Source organism: Bacillus sp. FSL R5-0431 (genome assembly GCF_038002985.1).
GTDB lineage: Bacteria > Bacillota > Bacilli > Bacillales > Bacillaceae > Bacillus.
Genome location: NZ_JBBOOG010000001.1, coordinates 161,205 through 179,365, shown reverse-complemented (window position 1 = coordinate 179,365; position 18,161 = coordinate 161,205). Strand labels below are relative to the sequence as shown.

Annotated in this window: 13 protein-coding genes, 2 tRNA genes and 3 rRNA genes; 5 read left to right on the top strand and 13 right to left on the bottom strand. The window is 44.6% G+C overall.

The genetic code is table 11. The annotated features are described in order from the left end of the window. The first annotated feature begins 2 nt into the window (after window positions 1–2). Window positions 3–1,922 carry a glycoside hydrolase family 3 protein gene (locus tag MKZ03_RS01020; RefSeq protein WP_341030658.1) on the top strand — a complete coding sequence of 640 codons (1,920 nt, stop codon included), beginning with the start codon at window positions 3–5 and terminating at the stop codon, window positions 1,920–1,922. An 11-nt stretch (window positions 1,923–1,933) separates the two neighbouring features. Then, a complete protein-coding gene (locus MKZ03_RS01015) occupies window positions 1,934–3,181 on the top strand; it encodes an exo-beta-N-acetylmuramidase NamZ family protein (protein ID WP_334750707.1) in 1,248 nt (415 codons plus the stop codon). A gap of 39 nt (window positions 3,182–3,220) precedes the next feature. Here the strand turns inward: MKZ03_RS01015 and MKZ03_RS01010 are convergent, their stop codons facing one another. The 9 genes from MKZ03_RS01010 to MKZ03_RS00970 all read right to left on the bottom strand — a co-directional run bounded on the left by MKZ03_RS01010 (window position 3,221) and on the right by MKZ03_RS00970 (window position 13,067). Continuing rightward, window positions 3,221–4,186, bottom strand: coding sequence for a bile acid:sodium symporter family protein (locus MKZ03_RS01010; RefSeq protein ID WP_340974276.1), 966 nt, complete (start codon window positions 4,184–4,186; stop codon window positions 3,221–3,223). A 61-nt stretch (window positions 4,187–4,247) separates the two neighbouring features. Then, window positions 4,248–5,687, bottom strand: a complete 1,440-nt coding sequence (locus tag MKZ03_RS01005; RefSeq protein WP_341030656.1) for a SulP family inorganic anion transporter — start codon at window positions 5,685–5,687, stop codon at window positions 4,248–4,250. A 331-nt stretch (window positions 5,688–6,018) separates the two neighbouring features. Beyond that, complete coding sequence (hag, locus tag MKZ03_RS01000; protein WP_017358869.1) at window positions 6,019–6,984, bottom strand: flagellin Hag; 966 nt, start codon at window positions 6,982–6,984, stop codon at window positions 6,019–6,021. A 49-nt stretch (window positions 6,985–7,033) separates the two neighbouring features. Further along, window positions 7,034–7,156 (bottom strand): hypothetical protein, encoded by a 123-nt coding sequence (locus tag MKZ03_RS00995; protein ID WP_334750703.1) that lies wholly within the window; start codon window positions 7,154–7,156, stop codon window positions 7,034–7,036. Between the two features lie 881 nt (window positions 7,157–8,037). Next, window positions 8,038–8,110, bottom strand: a tRNA-Thr gene (locus tag MKZ03_RS00990). Between the two features lies 1 nt (window position 8,111). Next, window positions 8,112–8,186 (bottom strand) — tRNA-Asn (locus MKZ03_RS00985). 42 nt (window positions 8,187–8,228) lie between these two features. Then, window positions 8,229–8,344: ribosomal RNA gene (gene rrf, locus MKZ03_RS00980) — 5S ribosomal RNA — on the bottom strand. A 61-nt stretch (window positions 8,345–8,405) separates the two neighbouring features. Continuing rightward, window positions 8,406–11,336: ribosomal RNA gene (locus tag MKZ03_RS00975) — 23S ribosomal RNA — on the bottom strand. Window positions 11,337–11,518: 182 nt separating this feature from the next. Further along, window positions 11,519–13,067: ribosomal RNA gene (locus MKZ03_RS00970) — 16S ribosomal RNA — on the bottom strand. Together the 16S, 23S and 5S rRNA genes with 2 tRNA genes alongside form the textbook arrangement of a ribosomal RNA operon. Before the next feature lie 376 nt (window positions 13,068–13,443). Here MKZ03_RS00970 and pdaB point away from each other — a divergent pair. Next, on the top strand, window positions 13,444–14,208 hold the full coding sequence (gene pdaB / locus MKZ03_RS00965; RefSeq protein ID WP_340974273.1) for a polysaccharide deacetylase family sporulation protein PdaB: 765 nt from the start codon (window positions 13,444–13,446) through the stop codon (window positions 14,206–14,208). Here pdaB and MKZ03_RS00960 read toward each other — a convergent pair. Beyond that, window positions 14,201–14,803, bottom strand: coding sequence for a KinB-signaling pathway activation protein (locus tag MKZ03_RS00960; RefSeq protein ID WP_034665561.1), 603 nt, complete (start codon window positions 14,801–14,803; stop codon window positions 14,201–14,203). The two genes, pdaB and MKZ03_RS00960, sit on opposite strands and share 8 nt — an antisense overlap. Window positions 14,804–14,893: 90 nt before the next feature. Between MKZ03_RS00960 and gerD the strand changes: the two genes are divergently transcribed. Next, window positions 14,894–15,481, top strand: coding sequence for a spore germination lipoprotein GerD (gene gerD / locus MKZ03_RS00955; protein WP_034665564.1), 588 nt, complete (start codon window positions 14,894–14,896; stop codon window positions 15,479–15,481). 38 nt (window positions 15,482–15,519) lie between these two features. Here gerD and MKZ03_RS00950 read toward each other — a convergent pair whose 3' ends face one another. From MKZ03_RS00950 to MKZ03_RS00940, 3 genes are all read right to left on the bottom strand, one after another. Further along, window positions 15,520–16,578 carry an Mrp/NBP35 family ATP-binding protein gene (locus tag MKZ03_RS00950; protein WP_187704284.1) on the bottom strand — a complete coding sequence of 353 codons (1,059 nt, stop codon included), beginning with the start codon at window positions 16,576–16,578 and terminating at the stop codon, window positions 15,520–15,522. Between the two features lie 103 nt (window positions 16,579–16,681). Next, a complete protein-coding gene (gene cwlD / locus MKZ03_RS00945) occupies window positions 16,682–17,395 on the bottom strand; it encodes an N-acetylmuramoyl-L-alanine amidase CwlD (RefSeq protein WP_034665571.1) in 714 nt (237 codons plus the stop codon). A 58-nt stretch (window positions 17,396–17,453) separates the two neighbouring features. Next, window positions 17,454–17,897: a DUF2521 family protein gene (locus tag MKZ03_RS00940; RefSeq protein WP_307498867.1), complete on the bottom strand. Its 444-nt coding sequence runs from the start codon at window positions 17,895–17,897 to the stop codon at window positions 17,454–17,456. A gap of 78 nt (window positions 17,898–17,975) precedes the next feature. Between MKZ03_RS00940 and MKZ03_RS00935 the strand changes: the two genes are divergently transcribed. Continuing rightward, the gene (locus MKZ03_RS00935; RefSeq protein ID WP_307498866.1) at window positions 17,976–18,155 is read left to right on the top strand and encodes a hypothetical protein; all 180 of its coding nucleotides are present in this window, start codon (window positions 17,976–17,978) and stop codon (window positions 18,153–18,155) included. The last annotated feature ends 6 nt before the right edge of the window (window positions 18,156–18,161 follow it).

Here is an 18,161-nt window from a genome sequence, read left to right as displayed (position 1 = left end):
CGATGTTAAAAGCTCTTTTCCCCGCTGCTCTAGTTTTAGCTCTGCTAACCTCTTCCATTCCAACGGAAAAGGTTAGCTCTGCCCCTCTTCCAACCGCAAAACAAATGGTGCAAGACATGTCCCTGGATGAAAAGATAGGTCAAATGCTCATGCCAGACTTTCGCAATTGGCAAACAAAAGATGAATCTGCACCTACAGGCTTAACAAAGATGAATAAAGAAGTGTCCCATCTTGTTGAAAAATATCATCTAGGCGGTGTCATCTTATTTGCGGAGAATATCGTTGATACGAAACAAACCGTCAAACTCACCCATGAATTTCAAAAAGCATCACCGAACATTCCATTACTCATTTCAATTGATCAAGAAGGTGGAATCGTCACAAGATTACAAAAGGGAACACATTTCCCAGGAAATATGTCGATTGGTGCCTCTAGAAGTAAGAAAAATGCATACGACACAGGCAAAATCATCGGCAAAGAACTAAACGCACTAGGGATCAATACAAACTTCTCTCCTGTGCTTGATGTGAATAATAATCCAAACAACCCCGTCATTGGTGTCCGTTCCTTTAGCTCTGATCCTGCTCTTGTCACTAGGCTTGGCCTTCAAACCATGAAAGGACTTCAAAAGGAAAAGACCATTTCCACACTAAAGCATTTCCCGGGACATGGTGATACAGCCGTCGATAGTCACTATGGCTTGCCGCTCGTAGAACATGACCTAGATCGTCTTAAAAAAGTGGAGCTGTATCCGTTTCAACAAGCCATCAACGCTGGTGCGGATATGGTCATGACCGCTCATGTTCAATTCCCTGCCATTGACCACACAACGTACAAAAGCAAAAAAGATGGCGAGGACATTATGGTTCCAGCAACCTTATCGAAAAAAGTCATCACACACTTATTAAAAGAAGAGATGGGCTTTCAAGGTGTTGTGGTAACAGACGCCCTAAATATGAAAGCGATTGCAGATAACTTTGGGCAGGAAGAAGCCGTGGTGATGGCTATTAAGGCAGGTGTCGACATCGCCCTTATGCCAGCACCAGTCACCTCTCTAAAAACAGAAAAAAACCTAGAGAATGTGTTCAATGCTGTAAAAAAGGCGATTGTAAAGAAAGAAATTCCGATGTCTCAAATCAACCAATCTGTCGAAAAAATTCTTCAATTGAAAATCAAACGCGGCATCATTTCTTCCAAGAAACCCATCACCCTTGAGAAAAAAATCAAAAAAGCCACTCAAGTCGTTGGGAAAAAGTCGCACCGGAAAGCAGAACAAAAAATGGCACGTGAAGGGATCACCCTGCTTAAAAACAACGAAAAGACCTTACCATTCAAGCCTAAAAAGAATAACAAGATCTTGGTCATGGCACCTTACGATGATCAGACAAAAGCCATGTCTGTCACAATTGACTCTCTGATCAAACAAAAAAAGATCAAGCCTGTACGTATCCAATCATATGCGTTTGCGGATAAGACCTTCACCAAAGAAACAGCCAAACTGATTCAAGATGCTGACTATGTGATTACCGGCTCTTACGTTGTCCAAAATGACCCAGCTGTGAATGATGGTGTGATTGATGACAATGTCCAGGACCCGAAAAAGTGGGCTACTGCTTTCCCGCGTGCTGTCATGAAAGAAACAGCAGCACAAAACAAAAAAATGGTCATCATGAGTCTAAGAAATCCTTACGATGCGGCAAATTTTGAGGAGGCTGATGCCTTACTAGCCGTTTACGGTTTTAAAGGCTACTCAAACGGACAATTCAATCAGCCAAATATTCCTGCTGGATTAAAAGTGATATTTGGCGCTGCATCACCTAAGGGCAAATTGCCTGTGGATATCCCATCTGTCACTCATCCAAATCAAACCCTGTATCCATTCGGCTATGGACTCAACTTGAAAGGGAAACAGATCAAATAGGAGGGATTCTCTTGAAAAAAACAGCAAGCTTGATACTCGCAAGCATTCTCATCATGAGCACATTGACCGCAGCCTCCCCTGCAGAGCAAGGACGAACAGACACAAAAGGAAAAAAAGCAACAGTCAAAACAGGGATCGAAACACTACTATCAGGCAACCTTTCATGGTTAAAAGGGAAAAGGGTCGGCCTCATTACGAACCCAACTGGTATTGATGCAAATATGAAAAGCAGTGTCGATCTCCTATTTGAGCATCCAAATATCAAGCTTACTGCTCTATATGGACCTGAACATGGTGTGCGCGGCGATGCACAAGCAGGAGAAGGCGTCGAATCCTATACCGATGAAAAAACGGGTCTCCCTGTTTACTCTCTCTATGGAAAAACAAAAAAACCAACGCCTGATATGCTTAAAGATGTAGATGTTTTGCTGTTTGATATCCAAGATGTTGGCGCTCGTTATTACACTTATATTTACACGATGGCCTATGCGATGGAAGCCGCTAAAGAAAACAACATTCCCTTTGTTGTCCTAGACCGTCCAAACCCCATTGGCGGACTAAAAGTAGAAGGCCCTGTCTTAGAACCTGAGCACGCTTCATTTGTAGGGCTCTATCCAATACCATTAAGACATGGGATGACCACTGGTGAACTAGCAAAATTCTTTAACAAAGAGTTTCATATCAATGCTGATGTCACAGTCATAAAAATGAAAAATTGGAAGCGTTCTATGACGTTTGATGACACGAAGCTGCCGTTCGTCCTTCCTTCACCTAACATGCCGACAGTGGATAGTACCTTTGTATATCCCGCCACAGGATTAATTGAAGGAACAAATGTCTCTGAAGGCAGAGGAACAACAAAACCGTTCGAGCTCATTGGCGCTCCATATATCAATAGCAGCGAGCTAGCAGATCATTTAAATCAGTTAAAACTAAAGGGTGTACAATTTAGACCAGTATCATTCACCCCCACTTTTTCTAAACATTCAGGTAAGCTATCACACGGTGTGCAGCTATACGTCACAGACCGCTCTTCATTCGAAGCGGTAAAAACAGGGTTATCCATCATCAAAGCAATACATGATTTATATCCAAAAGACTTTCAGTTCCTTCAAACAGGCAGCTTTGATAAACTCATCGGAAATGGTTGGATGAAAGAAGAAATCAATCAAGGTACTTCCGTCAAACACATCATGAAGCGCTATCATCACGACCTCAAAACGTTCGAAAAGAAACGCAAGAAATATCTCATCTATTAATTCGCAAAAAGACCTCCATCTCATAAGATGGAGGTCTTTTCATGATAAAGATTTAGTCACAGCAGGCGCCTTCAGCTCAAAACGATTGAGTAAGAAACCAAACAAGGCAGCAAGCACTTGCTGAAATAGCATGCCAATCACAACAGGGACAGCAACAGCAGGCGGGAAAAAGCTAATAGCAAGCACAGCTCCGGCACTAATATTTCTCATTCCGCCCGTATACACAATGGCCACAATCTCCCCTTGAGTACATTTCATCACCTTTCCAATCAACCATGCAAAAGCATACCCACTCATCGCAATGAAAAAGACAGTCGCTGCTTTGCTAAAAAATGCAGCATCCAGTTCACGCAAATATGGGGCGACAACAGAACTGTTAATCGATACGACAACAAACAAGCCTAATTTTGAAAAAGGAGACAGGGTCTGACCAATTATTTTCGTCACCGATGGCTTTGCATACTGACGAACGAGCATCCCTAAAATAGAGGGCAGCACCACCATACCAAACAGCCCTTTCATGATTGCGACCATGTCCATATGGACCTGTGTACCGACGAAGAGTGACAAGCTGGCTGGCACAATCAATGGCGAAAGCAATGTATCAATTAAAATGATGGATAACGTTAACCCGACATTCCCTTTATACATCGCCGCCCATATTAAACTAGAAACACCTGTTGGAATCACCATCGCAAGCGTCAAACCGGTGATCGTCATGGAATCACCCGCAAATATCAAATGCCCTGCTGACCAGGCATAAAGGGGCATCAGCACATGTAAAATCATAAACGATAAAATCAAAGGCAATGGGTGCATCACCGTATGCTTTAAAGCTGAAAAAGTAGATGACAAGCTCCCTGAAAATGTCATCATGGCAAATACCCAGGGCACCATAAACGTAAAATCCTTTAAATAGGCCGACAATAATACACCGAGTAACACACTAATGGGCGTAATAAGCGGCATCATCCGGCCGAGCACTTGGTTCAAACGCACAAGCATGCCGGCCACCTCCATCCTTCACTTTCTTACCTTTTCTATTGTAACAAACAGAAAGATCTTTTTAAGAACCATTCACCTGTTTCACAAGCTTTCGACTCGAGGTATCCATTCCAACTACGTCTACCTGTACACCAGCTGCTTGATACTTTTCCTTTACACGTTCTATCGCTGCCACGCCTGATTCATCCCATATACGCGCTTCAGACAAATCAATCACAACGGCTTGGAGATCTTTCTCCTGATGGAACGCTTGGATGAAATCAGTGACAGAAGCAAAGAAAATTTGCCCTTTAATTCGATACACCCAAAAACCCGCTTGGCTTTCTGTAGAGGTAATATGAAGCTTTGATATTTTTGCTACAAAGAATATCGCACTAAGCAGCACTCCTGCAAACACACCTTTTGATAAATCATGAGTCAACACCACAGTCACGACCGTGACAATCATGACAATAGAATCTGTTTTCGGATTCTTTTTTAGCTGCTGAAAGGAACTCCAATCAAATGTCCCAACGGAGACCATAATCATCACAGCCACAAGAGCAGCCATCGGAATTTGAACCACCACATCTCCGAGTACAAAAATCAGCACCATTAGAAATGCACCCGCTACAAAGGTAGAAAGACGGCCACGCCCGCCTGCCTTCGTATTAATCACTGATTGACCAATCATCGCACAGCCAGCCATACCACCAAAGAATCCTGCAACCACATTAGCAATCCCTTGACCTCTCGCTTCCTTGTTCTTACGACTAGACGTCTCCGTCATATCATCGACAATCTGTGCAGTTAAAAGAGACTCAAGTAAACCAACCATCGCAAGTGCTAAAGAATAAGGAAAAATGATAGTAAGTGTCTCCCAGCTAAACGGTACTTGAGGAATCAGAAAAGCAGGCAAAGAACTAGGAAGCTCTCCCATATCTCCAACCGTTCTCACATCAATATGTCCAAATACAGCAATGATCGTCATGACAATAATCGCAATGAGTGGGGAAGGTATCACTTTTACCACCATCGGCAATAAATAAATAATCAACAAGGCGCTACCTGTCATGATATACATGGCCATTGATTCTCCGACGAAATGTGGAAGCTGAGCCATGAAGATCATAATAGCCAACGCATTCACAAAACCAACCATCACGGACCTCGGAATAAATTTCATCAGACGAGACACTCGGCAGAGTCCAAACACTATTTGAATCAGACCTGTTAAAATCGTAGCTGCAAACAAATATTGCAATCCATGATCGGCAACCAAATTAACCATGACCAGAGCCATAGCCCCTGTAGCGGCCGAAATCATACCTGGCCGTCCACCAACAAACGAAATCACAATTGCAATACAAAACGAAGCATACAACCCGATCTTCGGATCAACGCCCGCAATAATTGAAAACGCAATCGCCTCAGGAATTAAAGCCAGAGCCACTAAAATACCCGCAAGCACATCCTGACGCACATGCCCAAACCATTCTTGCTTTACAAATAAATCTTTCAAACCATCTACTCCTTTTTATATACATACCGAACATGGAAAAAGAAGATCAACCAAACCTGGAGATGAAGAAAGGAAAAATAAATAATGCTTCACTTTCGGGGGGAAGAGGGACGTACAGAGTCTTTTGTTAGAGAGGATATCATCACTTTAGTAAGAATATAAGAAAGGCACTAAAGAATCAAGCACAAAAAGAAGGAATGTGTAGAAAATTGATACAAAGCTTCCTTATCAATCGATTTATTCCATTTTCATGAGTCTATTTGTCACTGAGCAAGTCCAACATTTTAAAACAAACAAAAAAAGCCCCTATATAAAAGGGGCTTTTGGTTTATTAACGTAATAATTGAAGTACGTTTTGTGGCTGTTGATTCGCTTGTGCAAGCATAGCTTGAGAAGCTTGAGAAAGAATGTTGTTCTTAGTGAACTCACTCATTTCTTTTGCCATGTCAACGTCACGAATACGAGACTCAGCAGCAGTTAAGTTTTCAGCAGATGCACCCAAGTTGTTAATAGTGTGCTCTAGACGGTTTTGGACTGCACCAAGTTTTCCACGTTGAGCAGATACTTGGTTAATAGCTGCATCAACAATACTTAGTTGAGTATCAAAACCAACATCAGTAGCATCTGCTGCATTATCAGCAAATTTTCTAACATCGATGTCTTTAATAGCTTGATTCGCTACAATCCCATTAGCACCTTTCACTCCCAATGCATCTGTACTCATTTTATCAATATGAACTGAAATTTGTTGAGTTGCGTTAGCACCGATTTGGAACACTAAAGCATTACCACTTGCTGGGACTGCAGGTGTACCTGTATCTGGATCATCTGGATCTGTCGGCGGAATTGCTGGTGTTCCTGGGGTTCCTTTAAACGAACCATCTAATAATTTTTTACCGTTAAACTCTGTACGATTTGAAATTCCATCTACTTCTTCTTGTAAAGCTTTAATTTCATCTTGGATAGATTGAAGGTCAGACTCTTTATCCTGTGTACCAGTATTTCCAGCTTGAACGACTAGTTCACGAACACGTTGAAGGATTGAATGAGTTTCAGTCAATGCACCTTCAGCTGTTTGGATAAGTGAGATACCGTCTTGTGCGTTTTTAGACGCCATTTCTAATCCGCGGATTTGTCCACGCATTTTTTCAGAGATCGCTAGACCTGCTGCGTCATCTCCTGCGCGGTTGATTTTAAGACCAGAAGAAAGTTTCTCCATGTTCTTTTGGCTCGCACCGTTGTTTGCAGATAAACGGTTCAGTGTGTTAAGGGCTGCGATATTGTGGTTAATTCTCATTTCCTATTACCTCCATGTAATTTTTTTCGAGCTTGTCTGTAAAGTCCATTTAGATGAGAAGCTCTTCCTTAGAATTTCCGATTTCTAAGGCATGTGTATAGTAATAATGCAGAGCACCTTTTGGCTCTCTAACTTTACTACCATATGTAACATCAGTTATGGCAATAATCATGAAATCTCCTTCTATTAATGCTCACCATAACAAAGAGTATTATGTTACCTACTATAGACAGACCTACCACATATTTTAGTTTGTGGAAATTGTCATTTTCACAAATTAGACACATTTAACAAGCACATAGGGAAGATGAAATTTAATGAACTGCTTTTTATGGAATATTAAGTAAAATAAAAAGGACATATTACGAAAACAGGAGGAGAAACATGATTAGTGTAAAACCGTGTGGAAACAACACTTTTTCGTATACCCTAGAATCACTCGATAAAGTAACAGAGAAAAGAAAAAGGTTTTTGAGAGAAGGATTCACTTCAAAAGAAGAACAATGAAAGTTGCGACAGCAAAAGAATTGCAGCTTCACAGATTTTCAAACGTTGAAAAATAAACATCAAAAAAGCCCCTGTTCTCTATGGCCAGGGACTTTACTTCTTTCATTTTTTCAATGCTTTTTGAAGAGCTGCTTTTGTCTTCGTTCCGTTCCATTTCTTATGTGGCACAACGTTGACCAATAGAATTCCTTGCTAATTCGTCAGCTGACAAATTAGCATTGTACGTTCTCAACTGCCTTTTCAAATTTAAATACATGGTGGATCGATTCGCAAAAAGGCACGATATAAAGAAAATTCATTTGCATGTCATGCGTCTTACTCATGCTACTAAATCAAATCGGAATATACCTGTGGGTTTAATATCAAATCTGTCTCTCAGCGTTTAGGTCATGCGGATGTTAAAACAACTCTTAATACGTATACATATACGGTCAGAGAAGCAGACACTTTAGTGGCGGAGCTTAATTGGTCCCAAGCAAATAAAAAGGACATAAAAAAAAGCCTTCTCACCATCGAGAAACCCTGTCAGATCAACATTTAGAGGAAAGCTTCCAAGCGGGCTCGAACCGCTGACCTCTTCCTTACCATGGAAGTGCTCTACCTACTGAGCTATGGAAGCATGGCTCCGCAGGTAGGACTCGAACCTACGACCGATCGGTTAACAGCCGATAGCTCTACCACTGAGCTACTGCGGAATGATAAAGTAACTTCTTCCATTGGAAGGATATAAACAAAAAGCTTGGCGGCGTCCTACTCTCACAGGGGGAGACCCCCAACTACCATCGGCGCTGAAGAGCTTAACTTCCGTGTTCGGTATGGGAACGGGTGTGACCTCTTCGCTATCGCCACCAAACCTGATGGAGAGAATGTTCTCTCAAAACTAGATAACAATGTTCAAGCTTCACATTAGAATATAGGTTAAGTCCTCGATCTATTAGTATCTGTCAGCTCCACGTGTCACCACGCTTCCACCTCAGACCTATCAACCTGATCATCTTTCAGGGATCTTACTTCCTTGCGGAATGGGAAATCTCATCTTGAGGGGGGCTTCATGCTTAGATGCTTTCAGCACTTATCCCGTCCGCACATAGCTACCCAGCGATGCCCTTGGCAGAACAACTGGTACACCAGCGGTGCGTCCATCCCGGTCCTCTCGTACTAAGGACAGCTCCTCTCAAATTTCCTGCGCCCGCGACGGATAGGGACCGAACTGTCTCACGACGTTCTGAACCCAGCTCGCGTACCGCTTTAATGGGCGAACAGCCCAACCCTTGGGACCGACTACAGCCCCAGGATGCGATGAGCCGACATCGAGGTGCCAAACCTCCCCGTCGATGTGGACTCTTGGGGGAGATAAGCCTGTTATCCCCGGGGTAGCTTTTATCCGTTGAGCGATGGCCCTTCCATGCGGAACCACCGGATCACTAAGCCCGACTTTCGTCCCTGCTCGACTTGTAGGTCTCGCAGTCAAGCTCCCTTGTGCCTTTACACTCTGCGAATGATTTCCAACCATTCTGAGGGAACCTTTGGGCGCCTCCGTTACATTTTAGGAGGCGACCGCCCCAGTCAAACTGCCCACCTGACACTGTCTCCCTGCCCGATAAGGGCAGCGGGTTAGAAGGTCAATACAGCCAGGGTAGTATCCCACCGATGCCTCCACCGAAGCTAGCGCTCCGGTTTCCAAGGCTCCTACCTATCCTGTACAAGCTGTACCAACATTCAATATCAGGCTGCAGTAAAGCTCCACGGGGTCTTTCCGTCCTGTCGCGGGTAACCTGCATCTTCACAGGTACTATAATTTCACCGAGTCTCTCGTTGAGACAGTGCCCAGATCGTTGCGCCTTTCGTGCGGGTCGGAACTTACCCGACAAGGAATTTCGCTACCTTAGGACCGTTATAGTTACGGCCGCCGTTTACTGGGGCTTCAATTCGCACCTTCGCTTACGCTAAGCGCTCCTCTTAACCTTCCAGCACCGGGCAGGCGTCAGCCCCTATACTTCGCCTTACGGCTTCGCAGAGACCTGTGTTTTTGCTAAACAGTCGCCTGGGCCTATTCACTGCGGCTTCTCGGGGCTTTAACACCCTAAGAAGCACCCCTTCTCCCGAAGTTACGGGGTCATTTTGCCGAGTTCCTTAACGAGAGTTCTCTCGATCACCTTAGGATTCTCTCCTCGCCTACCTGTGTCGGTTTGCGGTACGGGCACCTCTCACCTCGCTAGAGGCTTTTCTTGGCAGTGTGGAATCAGGAACTTCGCTACTAAATTTCGCTCGCCATCACAGCTCAGCCTTTACGGGAAACGGATTTGCCTATTTCCCAGCCTAACTGCTTGGACGCGGATATCCAATACCGCGCTTACCCTATCCTCCTGCGTCCCCCCATTGCTCAAATGGTGAGGAGGTGGTACAGGAATATCAACCTGTTGTCCATCGCCTACGCCTTTCGGCCTCGGCTTAGGTCCCGACTAACCCTGAGCGGACGAGCCTTCCTCAGGAAACCTTAGGCATTCGGTGGACGGGATTCTCACCCGTCTTTCGCTACTCATACCGGCATTCTCACTTCTAAGCGCTCCACCAGTCCTTCCGGTCTGACTTCACAGCACTTAGAACGCTCTCCTACCACTGTTCGTAAGAACAGTCCGCAGCTTCGGTGATACGTTTAGCCCCGGTACATTTTCGGCGCAGAGTCACTCGACCAGTGAGCTATTACGCACTCTTTAAATGGTGGCTGCTTCTAAGCCAACATCCTGGTTGTCTAAGCAACTCCACATCCTTTTCCACTTAACGTATACTTTGGGACCTTAGCTGGCGGTCTGGGCTGTTTCCCTTTCGACTACGGATCTTATCACTCGCAGTCTGACTCCCAAGGATAAGTCATCGGCATTCGGAGTTTGACTGAATTCGGTAACCCGGTAGGGGCCCCTAGTCCAATCAGTGCTCTACCTCCGAGACTCTTACCTTGAGGCTAGCCCTAAAGCTATTTCGGAGAGAACCAGCTATCTCCAGGTTCGATTGGCATTTCACCCCTACCCACACCTCATCCCCGCACTTTTCAACGTGCGTGGGTTCGGGCCTCCATTCAGTGTTACCTGAACTTCACCCTGGACATGGGTAGATCACCTGGTTTCGGGTCTACGACCACGTACTCATGCGCCCTATTCAGACTCGCTTTCGCTGCGGCTCCGCATCTTCTGCTTAACCTTGCACGGGATCGTAACTCGCCGGTTCATTCTACAAAAGGCACGCCATCACCCATTAACGGGCTCTGACTACTTGTAGGCACACGGTTTCAGGATCTATTTCACTCCCCTTCCGGGGTGCTTTTCACCTTTCCCTCACGGTACTGGTTCACTATCGGTCACTAGGGAGTATTTAGCCTTGGGAGATGGTCCTCCCGGATTCCGACGGAATTTCACGTGTTCCGCCGTACTCAGGATCCACTCTGGAGAGAACAACATTTCAGTTACAGGGCTGTTACCTTCTTTGGCGGGCCTTTCCAGACCTCTTCGCTTATATCGTTCCTTTGTAACTCCGTATAGAGTGTCCTACAACCCCAAGAGGCAAGCCTCTTGGTTTGGGCTGTTCCCGTTTCGCTCGCCGCTACTCAGGGAATCGCATTTGCTTTCTCTTCCTCCGGGTACTTAGATGTTTCAGTTCCCCGGGTATGCCTTCTCATACTCTATGTATTCAAGTATGGATACTACTCCATTACGAGCAGTGGGTTTCCCCATTCGGAAATCTCCGGATCAAAGCTTGCTTACAGCTCCCCGAAGCATATCGGTGTTCGTCCCGTCCTTCATCGGCTCCTAGTGCCAAGGCATCCACCGTGCGCCCTTTCTAACTTAACCATTTCTTACTTTAGAAAGAATCACTATGTGTGATGAACTTTGCATTGCATTCAATGTGAATGTATTACTTATTGTTATCTAGTTTTCAAAGAACAATCCTGTCTCGCTAGAGACATATCTTGAAGGAATGATCCTTCAAAACTAAACAAGACGAAAACGCACACTGCTCCATATATCCTTAGAAAGGAGGTGATCCAGCCGCACCTTCCGATACGGCTACCTTGTTACGACTTCACCCCAATCATCTGCCCCACCTTCGGCGGCTGGCTCCATAAAGGTTACCTCACCGACTTCGGGTGTTGCAAACTCTCGTGGTGTGACGGGCGGTGTGTACAAGGCCCGGGAACGTATTCACCGCGGCATGCTGATCCGCGATTACTAGCGATTCCAGCTTCACGCAGTCGAGTTGCAGACTGCGATCCGAACTGAGAACAGATTTATGGGATTGGCTAAACCTTGCGGTCTCGCAGCCCTTTGTTCTGTCCATTGTAGCACGTGTGTAGCCCAGGTCATAAGGGGCATGATGATTTGACGTCATCCCCACCTTCCTCCGGTTTGTCACCGGCAGTCACCTTAGAGTGCCCAACTAAATGCTGGCAACTAAGATCAAGGGTTGCGCTCGTTGCGGGACTTAACCCAACATCTCACGACACGAGCTGACGACAACCATGCACCACCTGTCACTCTGTCCCCGAAGGGAAAGTCCTATCTCTAGGGTTGTCAGAGGATGTCAAGACCTGGTAAGGTTCTTCGCGTTGCTTCGAATTAAACCACATGCTCCACCGCTTGTGCGGGCCCCCGTCAATTCCTTTGAGTTTCAGTCTTGCGACCGTACTCCCCAGGCGGAGTGCTTAATGCGTTAGCTGCAGCACTAAGGGGCGGAAACCCCCTAACACTTAGCACTCATCGTTTACGGCGTGGACTACCAGGGTATCTAATCCTGTTCGCTCCCCACGCTTTCGCTCCTCAGCGTCAGTTACAGACCAGAGAGTCGCCTTCGCCACTGGTGTTCCTCCACATCTCTACGCATTTCACCGCTACACGTGGAATTCCACTCTCCTCTTCTGCACTCAAGTTTCCCAGTTTCCAATGACCCTCCCCGGTTGAGCCGGGGGCTTTCACATCAGACTTAAGAAACCGCCTGCGAGCCCTTTACGCCCAATAATTCCGGACAACGCTTGCCACCTACGTATTACCGCGGCTGCTGGCACGTAGTTAGCCGTGGCTTTCTGGTTAGGTACCGTCAAGGTGCGAGCAGTTACTCTCGCACTTGTTCTTCCCTAACAACAGAGCTTTACGATCCGAAAACCTTCATCACTCACGCGGCGTTGCTCCGTCAGACTTTCGTCCATTGCGGAAGATTCCCTACTGCTGCCTCCCGTAGGAGTCTGGGCCGTGTCTCAGTCCCAGTGTGGCCGATCACCCTCTCAGGTCGGCTACGCATCGTCGCCTTGGTGAGCCATTACCCCACCAACTAGCTAATGCGCCGCGGGTCCATCTGTAAGTGACAGCCGAAACCGTCTTTCATCCTTGAACCATGCGGTTCAAGGAACTATCCGGTATTAGCTCCGGTTTCCCGGAGTTATCCCAGTCTTACAGGCAGGTTACCCACGTGTTACTCACCCGTCCGCCGCTAACATCCGGGAGCAAGCTCCCTTCTGTCCGCTCGACTTGCATGTATTAGGCACGCCGCCAGCGTTCGTCCTGAGCCAGGATCAAACTCTCCGAAAAAGTACAAAACCGAAGTTTTGTTTTTCGCCAGTTTGACTGACTACCTATGATGTTTCATAGGATTTTTTTATAAAAACTCGAATTAACAGGTACGTTTTGTCTTGTTTAGTTTTCAAAGATCATCTTCGCCGTTCTTAGCGGCTTTAATAATATAACATTTCGCTTCATCTTATGTCAACAACTTTTTTCAAGTTTATTTCCCGAAGCGTTTTGTGTTTGTCACTGTGTGTCAGCGACGATTAATAATATATCACGAAAATATTCTATCGGTCAACGCCTTTTCAAAACTTTTTTTAAAATAGTTTTATTGTGCATCTCAAAGCCTTGTCCTGCATACAATCAAGTAACAATCTTGGACAAGGCAGGAGTGTTTGAATTGAGTCAACTATATGTGTTGCCTATTAAACGGCTGAAGCAAATTGTCATTATTCTTGTAGCAGCCCTTGCAGCTGCAACCTTTTTTTATGTACAAAAGGCACCGCCGCTGTCGGTATTTAAAACAGAACACGGACCCCGAGCCATTTATAAAGGCGAGACTTCCTCAAAACATGTCTCCCTCACTTTTAATATTGGCTGGGGAGATGAGAAGGCAGTCCCTATTTTAAATGTCCTTCGAGAGTACGATATAAAGAACGCTACTTTCTTTCTGTCTGCTTCTTGGGCCGAGCGTCATCCTGATATCGTCAAACAAATTAGAGAGGACGGTCACCAAATCGGCAGCCTTGGCTATGCTTATAAAAATTATAGCCAGCTTGAAGACAGTGAAATCAAGCGAGATCTTGTCCGGGCACAAAATTCATTTCAAAAGCTTGGACTAGATGACATTCAACTATTAAGACCGCCAACTGGGCAATTTAACGAAAAAGCATTGAAAATTGCCACACAGTACGGTTATACAGTTGTCCATTACAGCGTCAATTCACAGGATTGGCTGAATCCGGGCGTCGACCAGATTGTTCAGAATGTAAATGATCGAATGAAAAGCGGAGACATTGTTCTTCTGCACGCTTCAGATTCAGCAACCCAAACCGCTCAAGCCTTACCAGCTATTTTGAAACAAATCAAAGAAAAGAATTTAAAAAATGTGACGGTTGGCGAACTGATCTCCAATACCAAAACAAAGTCATCGGAAGTTAAGTAGCTTTCGCCTTTGAAAAACGCGGCATAGCTAATAACTGAAACGCATTACAGCCTAATAGCGGAAATAGCATCAAATACAGCCAGTCCTCTTCATTGACTCTGAGCGCCGGGAACCATTCTAACGACGTGATGACGACCATGAGAAACATTGCGGAAACAAATGTTTTCTTAGAGGACTGCTGCTGTTTAAAGTAAGCCACGATCAATGCGAACACACCGATAAAGACAGGCAGCCATAGGTATGGAAGAAATGATTCATTCTCCCCGAAAAACAAAAACCGCAAGTAAGCTAAATCAAACAGCACAAAGATCACTAGAAACAATTGAATGGTATTCCATAAAGAATGTGACCGGAATATCTCTAGCGCAAACCGGTGCACCGTCAAAAAGACAACAAACCCCATCTGGCTAATGACACTAAAAATCATCCCCACACCAATGAACCAAAACAACACAGATGCGATCTCTAGAATGTCAAACGATATAAAAAGCTTCTGATATTTCCCCCACTCCAGCGCAAAGCCTACCACGCTTGTAATGACCGCTCCAACAGCTAGCACAGAGAAGAAAAAACGAACTAAATCCCGACTTTTCATTGAATTGATCCAACCCCTATTTTTGTTATGTATAAATTTACGTGAAACATTCATATTAAAAGTAAGACATGTAACGAAAGGAGCCACAGTATGTCAAAAGGCATCTTGCGTATATTGAGCTGTTTTCTTCTTTTATCTTTAACAGCTTGTGCTCCCAAAACCCAATCCTCATCTAATATGGACTATGACGAAACAAAGAAAATGGTCGTCGATATATTGAAGACAGATGACGGTAAAAAGGCCATTCAACAGTTATTAAATGACGAGGCAATGAATGAAGCTTTGGTAATGGATGAACAAACTGTGAAACAAACGATAGAGAAAACACTAACTTCTGATAAAGGCAAAGAGTTCTGGAAGAAGGTCTTTGAGGATTCTAAATTTGCCGAGACTTTCGCTAAATCCATGCAGCAACAGCATGAAAAGATGTTAAAACAGTTAATGAAGGACCCTGACTATCAGCAATTGATGATGGATATTCTCAAGGATCCCGAAATGGAAAAGAAATACGGTGAACTGGTGAAAAGCAAAGAGTTCAGAAAGCACTTAGAAAAAGTCATTACAGAAACATTAAGCAGTCCTCTTTATAAGAAGAAATTCGAAGATGAGCTCAAAAAAGCAGCATCTGAAAGCAGCAGTGATACTGGTTCAAAAGGCAGCGAAGAAAGCGGCAGTTAAACATCACCCGAGTGGAACTACATCCACTCGGGCTTTCATTATGCTTTTACTGCTAATTGTTCAATGACTTTATTCGCAATGTGTTGATACACTTCTCCTGTTGGATGGCTCGCATCATAGACGGATGGAGCAAAATCATCTTCATTCCAATCAGGCTGCCTTAGAGGAATTTGACCAAGGACCGATACTCGCAGCTCTTCCGCCAGCTTATCCCCGCCTCCTTTTCCAAAGACATATTCTTTCTCACCTGTTTTTTTGCTTTCATAATAGCTCATATTCTCAACGACACCCAGCACCTCGTGATCTGTTTGCAGTGCCATTGCGCCCGCTCTAGCAGCAACGAAAGCAGCTGTTGGATGCGGTGTTGTGACAATGATTTCTTTACAGCTTGGAAGCATTGTATGAATATCAAGCGCCACATCTCCCGTTCCAGGCGGAAGGTCTAATAGTAAGTAATCTAATTCTCCCCACTCGACTTCGTGGAAGAAGTTATTCAGCATTTTACCAAGCATCGGTCCTCTCCAAATGACCGGTGCATTTTCTTCAACAAAAAAGCCCATTGAAATCACTTTGACACCAAAGCGTTCCACAGGAATAATTTTTTCCCCTTTAACAGTTGGTCTGACGGTGATTCCCATCATATCCGGTACACTAAAGCCATAAATATCTGCATCAATCAGTCCGACTTTTTTCCCTAGACGAGCCAGTGCTACAGCAAGGTTAACAGACACGGTGGATTTACCAACGCCGCCCTTTCCACTTGCAATCGCTAAGAACTCAGGCGGATTTTTAGAGTTGAGCAAATTTTCTTCCTCATCTTGTGAAGGCATAAACCTTTCAAGTGTTTCCTGAGGCAATTCTTCAAAACGTAGCCCTACTGTGTTAGCGCCAGCTGATTTCAAGGCTTGTACGATGTCTTGCTGCAGCTTCATCTGCTCAGCAGTACCCGTTTTGGCAATGGCCACCTTTAAGCTCACATGCTCTTTTTCAGGCTTTAGGCTGATTTCCTTGATGGCATCCAGCTCACCAAGCGGTATATGAAGGAAAGGTTCGTCCATCTTCCCAATTAATTTTCTCACATCGTCTTGTCCGATCATAGCAGAACCTCACCCTTTATTGAATTCGTTTACAATCCAAGTATATCATACATATCCTTACAATGTCTGTCCTGTTTGCCTGCGATCAAAAGGAAAAAGCCCCTTATTCAGGCGGCTCTTTTTGCTCTGTTAAATATCTGAGAATGCCTTTATAAATGGAGGCAGCAATTTGATCCTGATATTTAGGTGTTGCCAGCTGACCTGCCTCTTTCGGGTTGGAGAGAAAGCCAATTTCCACAAGGGCTCCTGGCTTTGTGACATTTTGCATTAAATAAATGCCATTGATCCGCTTCGCCTTTCGATCTGTGTTTTCAAGATTCCTGCGTAATTCATCTTGGATGAACTTCGCTGCCTTTTCATTCTCTTCATATTTTCCGTAAAAAAACGTCTGCGCTCCGCTCCATTTGTTCGATGGGATCGCATTTAAATGAATACTTAAGTAGAAATCCGCTTCAGACTCATTAATGACTTTTACGCGGTTCCTCAAATCCTCCGCTTTCTTCCGGGCATATCCCTTTGTATTCTTTGATGATAAATCAGAATCATCCTCTCGGGTCATAAGAACAAGCGCTCCCTGCTCCTGTAAATAGTCACGTATCTTCATGGATACATCCAGTGCAATCTCTTTTTCAAGCAACTCTCCTCCTACGGCCCCGCCATCTGGACCACCATGACCCGGATCTAGATAGATGATCTTCCCGCTTAGAGGCAAATTCCACGATTTCCACGAATCATCATTTAGAAATTGAAACCTGAATAAGAATAAGAGGACAATAAACCCGATTAAAAACCCTGTCCATTTCAGCTTTCTTTTCATCCCTGTCCCTCCCATACACCATTATTTTATAGATATGGGACAAGGGCTGGAAATATGCTTAGTGCAGCCGAAGCTTATGCCTTTTTTCTGATTCTCGAAAGCCTTCCTGCCACCACATGCTTAAAAAATCCCTCGCAAATGGATAAAAACATGACATCTCCCGCTCCATTCGGAACATATTTCCCCACGATTGCAAACACCCTGCCAGCTCTTCAACCAGCTCCTCTTCCTCATGAATTGACCGCTTCTTCATATCATCGAACGATTCACTGTACTTGCTCGACTCACCGTATTTCCCACCTGCTAAAAAAGCTTCAATGGCGAAATCGATGCAGCCATCACTCATAATACCGGCTGGATCATCTGCAAATGGGAACAGCTTCTTCGTGAATTTCTCGGAAGCGACCGTCACTTGTTGAAGAGACAATGTACGCAACAGCTTCTTTTCAAGCGTGACATCTCGTTTTGTTTTCAATTGATAAAATGAAAGAATTTCTGCCATGGACTGAACTCCTTTTTTCTTTGTATTGTTCGTTGGTTTGAACAAAACATGCAGTTCAGTAAATGGAAATGGAGATACATGAGCTCTAAAGACGAGCCATCCGTCACGTTTAAAAGACAACTGCTAGAAAAGAAGCTGCCTCACTCTTTTAAAGAGCACAAAGATGATGCAGTTCTTTGGCAAAAGGAGATTGTAGATGGAGTTGTGAAGTCAAAAGAGAAACGCCAAGATGTATACAAAGCGTTTCCCATGCAATAATAATAA

Excerpts from the sequence above, each read along its gene's own strand:
- MKZ03_RS01020 (WP_341030658.1), top strand. The coding sequence starts at position 3 with ATGTTAAAAGCTCTTTTCCCCGCTGCTCTAGTTTTAGCTCTGCTAACC.
- MKZ03_RS01010 (WP_340974276.1), bottom strand. The coding sequence starts at position 4,186 with ATGCTTGTGCGTTTGAACCAAGTGCTCGGCCGGATGATGCCGCTTATT.
- hag (WP_017358869.1), bottom strand. The coding sequence starts at position 6,984 with ATGAGAATTAACCACAATATCGCAGCCCTTAACACACTGAACCGTTTA.
- MKZ03_RS00995 (WP_334750703.1), bottom strand. The coding sequence starts at position 7,156 with ATGATTATTGCCATAACTGATGTTACATATGGTAGTAAAGTTAGAGAG.
- MKZ03_RS00960 (WP_034665561.1), bottom strand. The coding sequence starts at position 14,803 with ATGAAAAGTCGGGATTTAGTTCGTTTTTTCTTCTCTGTGCTAGCTGTT.
- gerD (WP_034665564.1), top strand. The coding sequence starts at position 14,894 with ATGTCAAAAGGCATCTTGCGTATATTGAGCTGTTTTCTTCTTTTATCT.
- MKZ03_RS00950 (WP_187704284.1), bottom strand. The coding sequence starts at position 16,578 with ATGATCGGACAAGACGATGTGAGAAAATTAATTGGGAAGATGGACGAA.
- cwlD (WP_034665571.1), bottom strand. The coding sequence starts at position 17,395 with ATGAAAAGAAAGCTGAAATGGACAGGGTTTTTAATCGGGTTTATTGTC.
- MKZ03_RS00940 (WP_307498867.1), bottom strand. The coding sequence starts at position 17,897 with ATGGCAGAAATTCTTTCATTTTATCAATTGAAAACAAAACGAGATGTC.
- MKZ03_RS00935 (WP_307498866.1), top strand. The coding sequence starts at position 17,976 with ATGAGCTCTAAAGACGAGCCATCCGTCACGTTTAAAAGACAACTGCTA.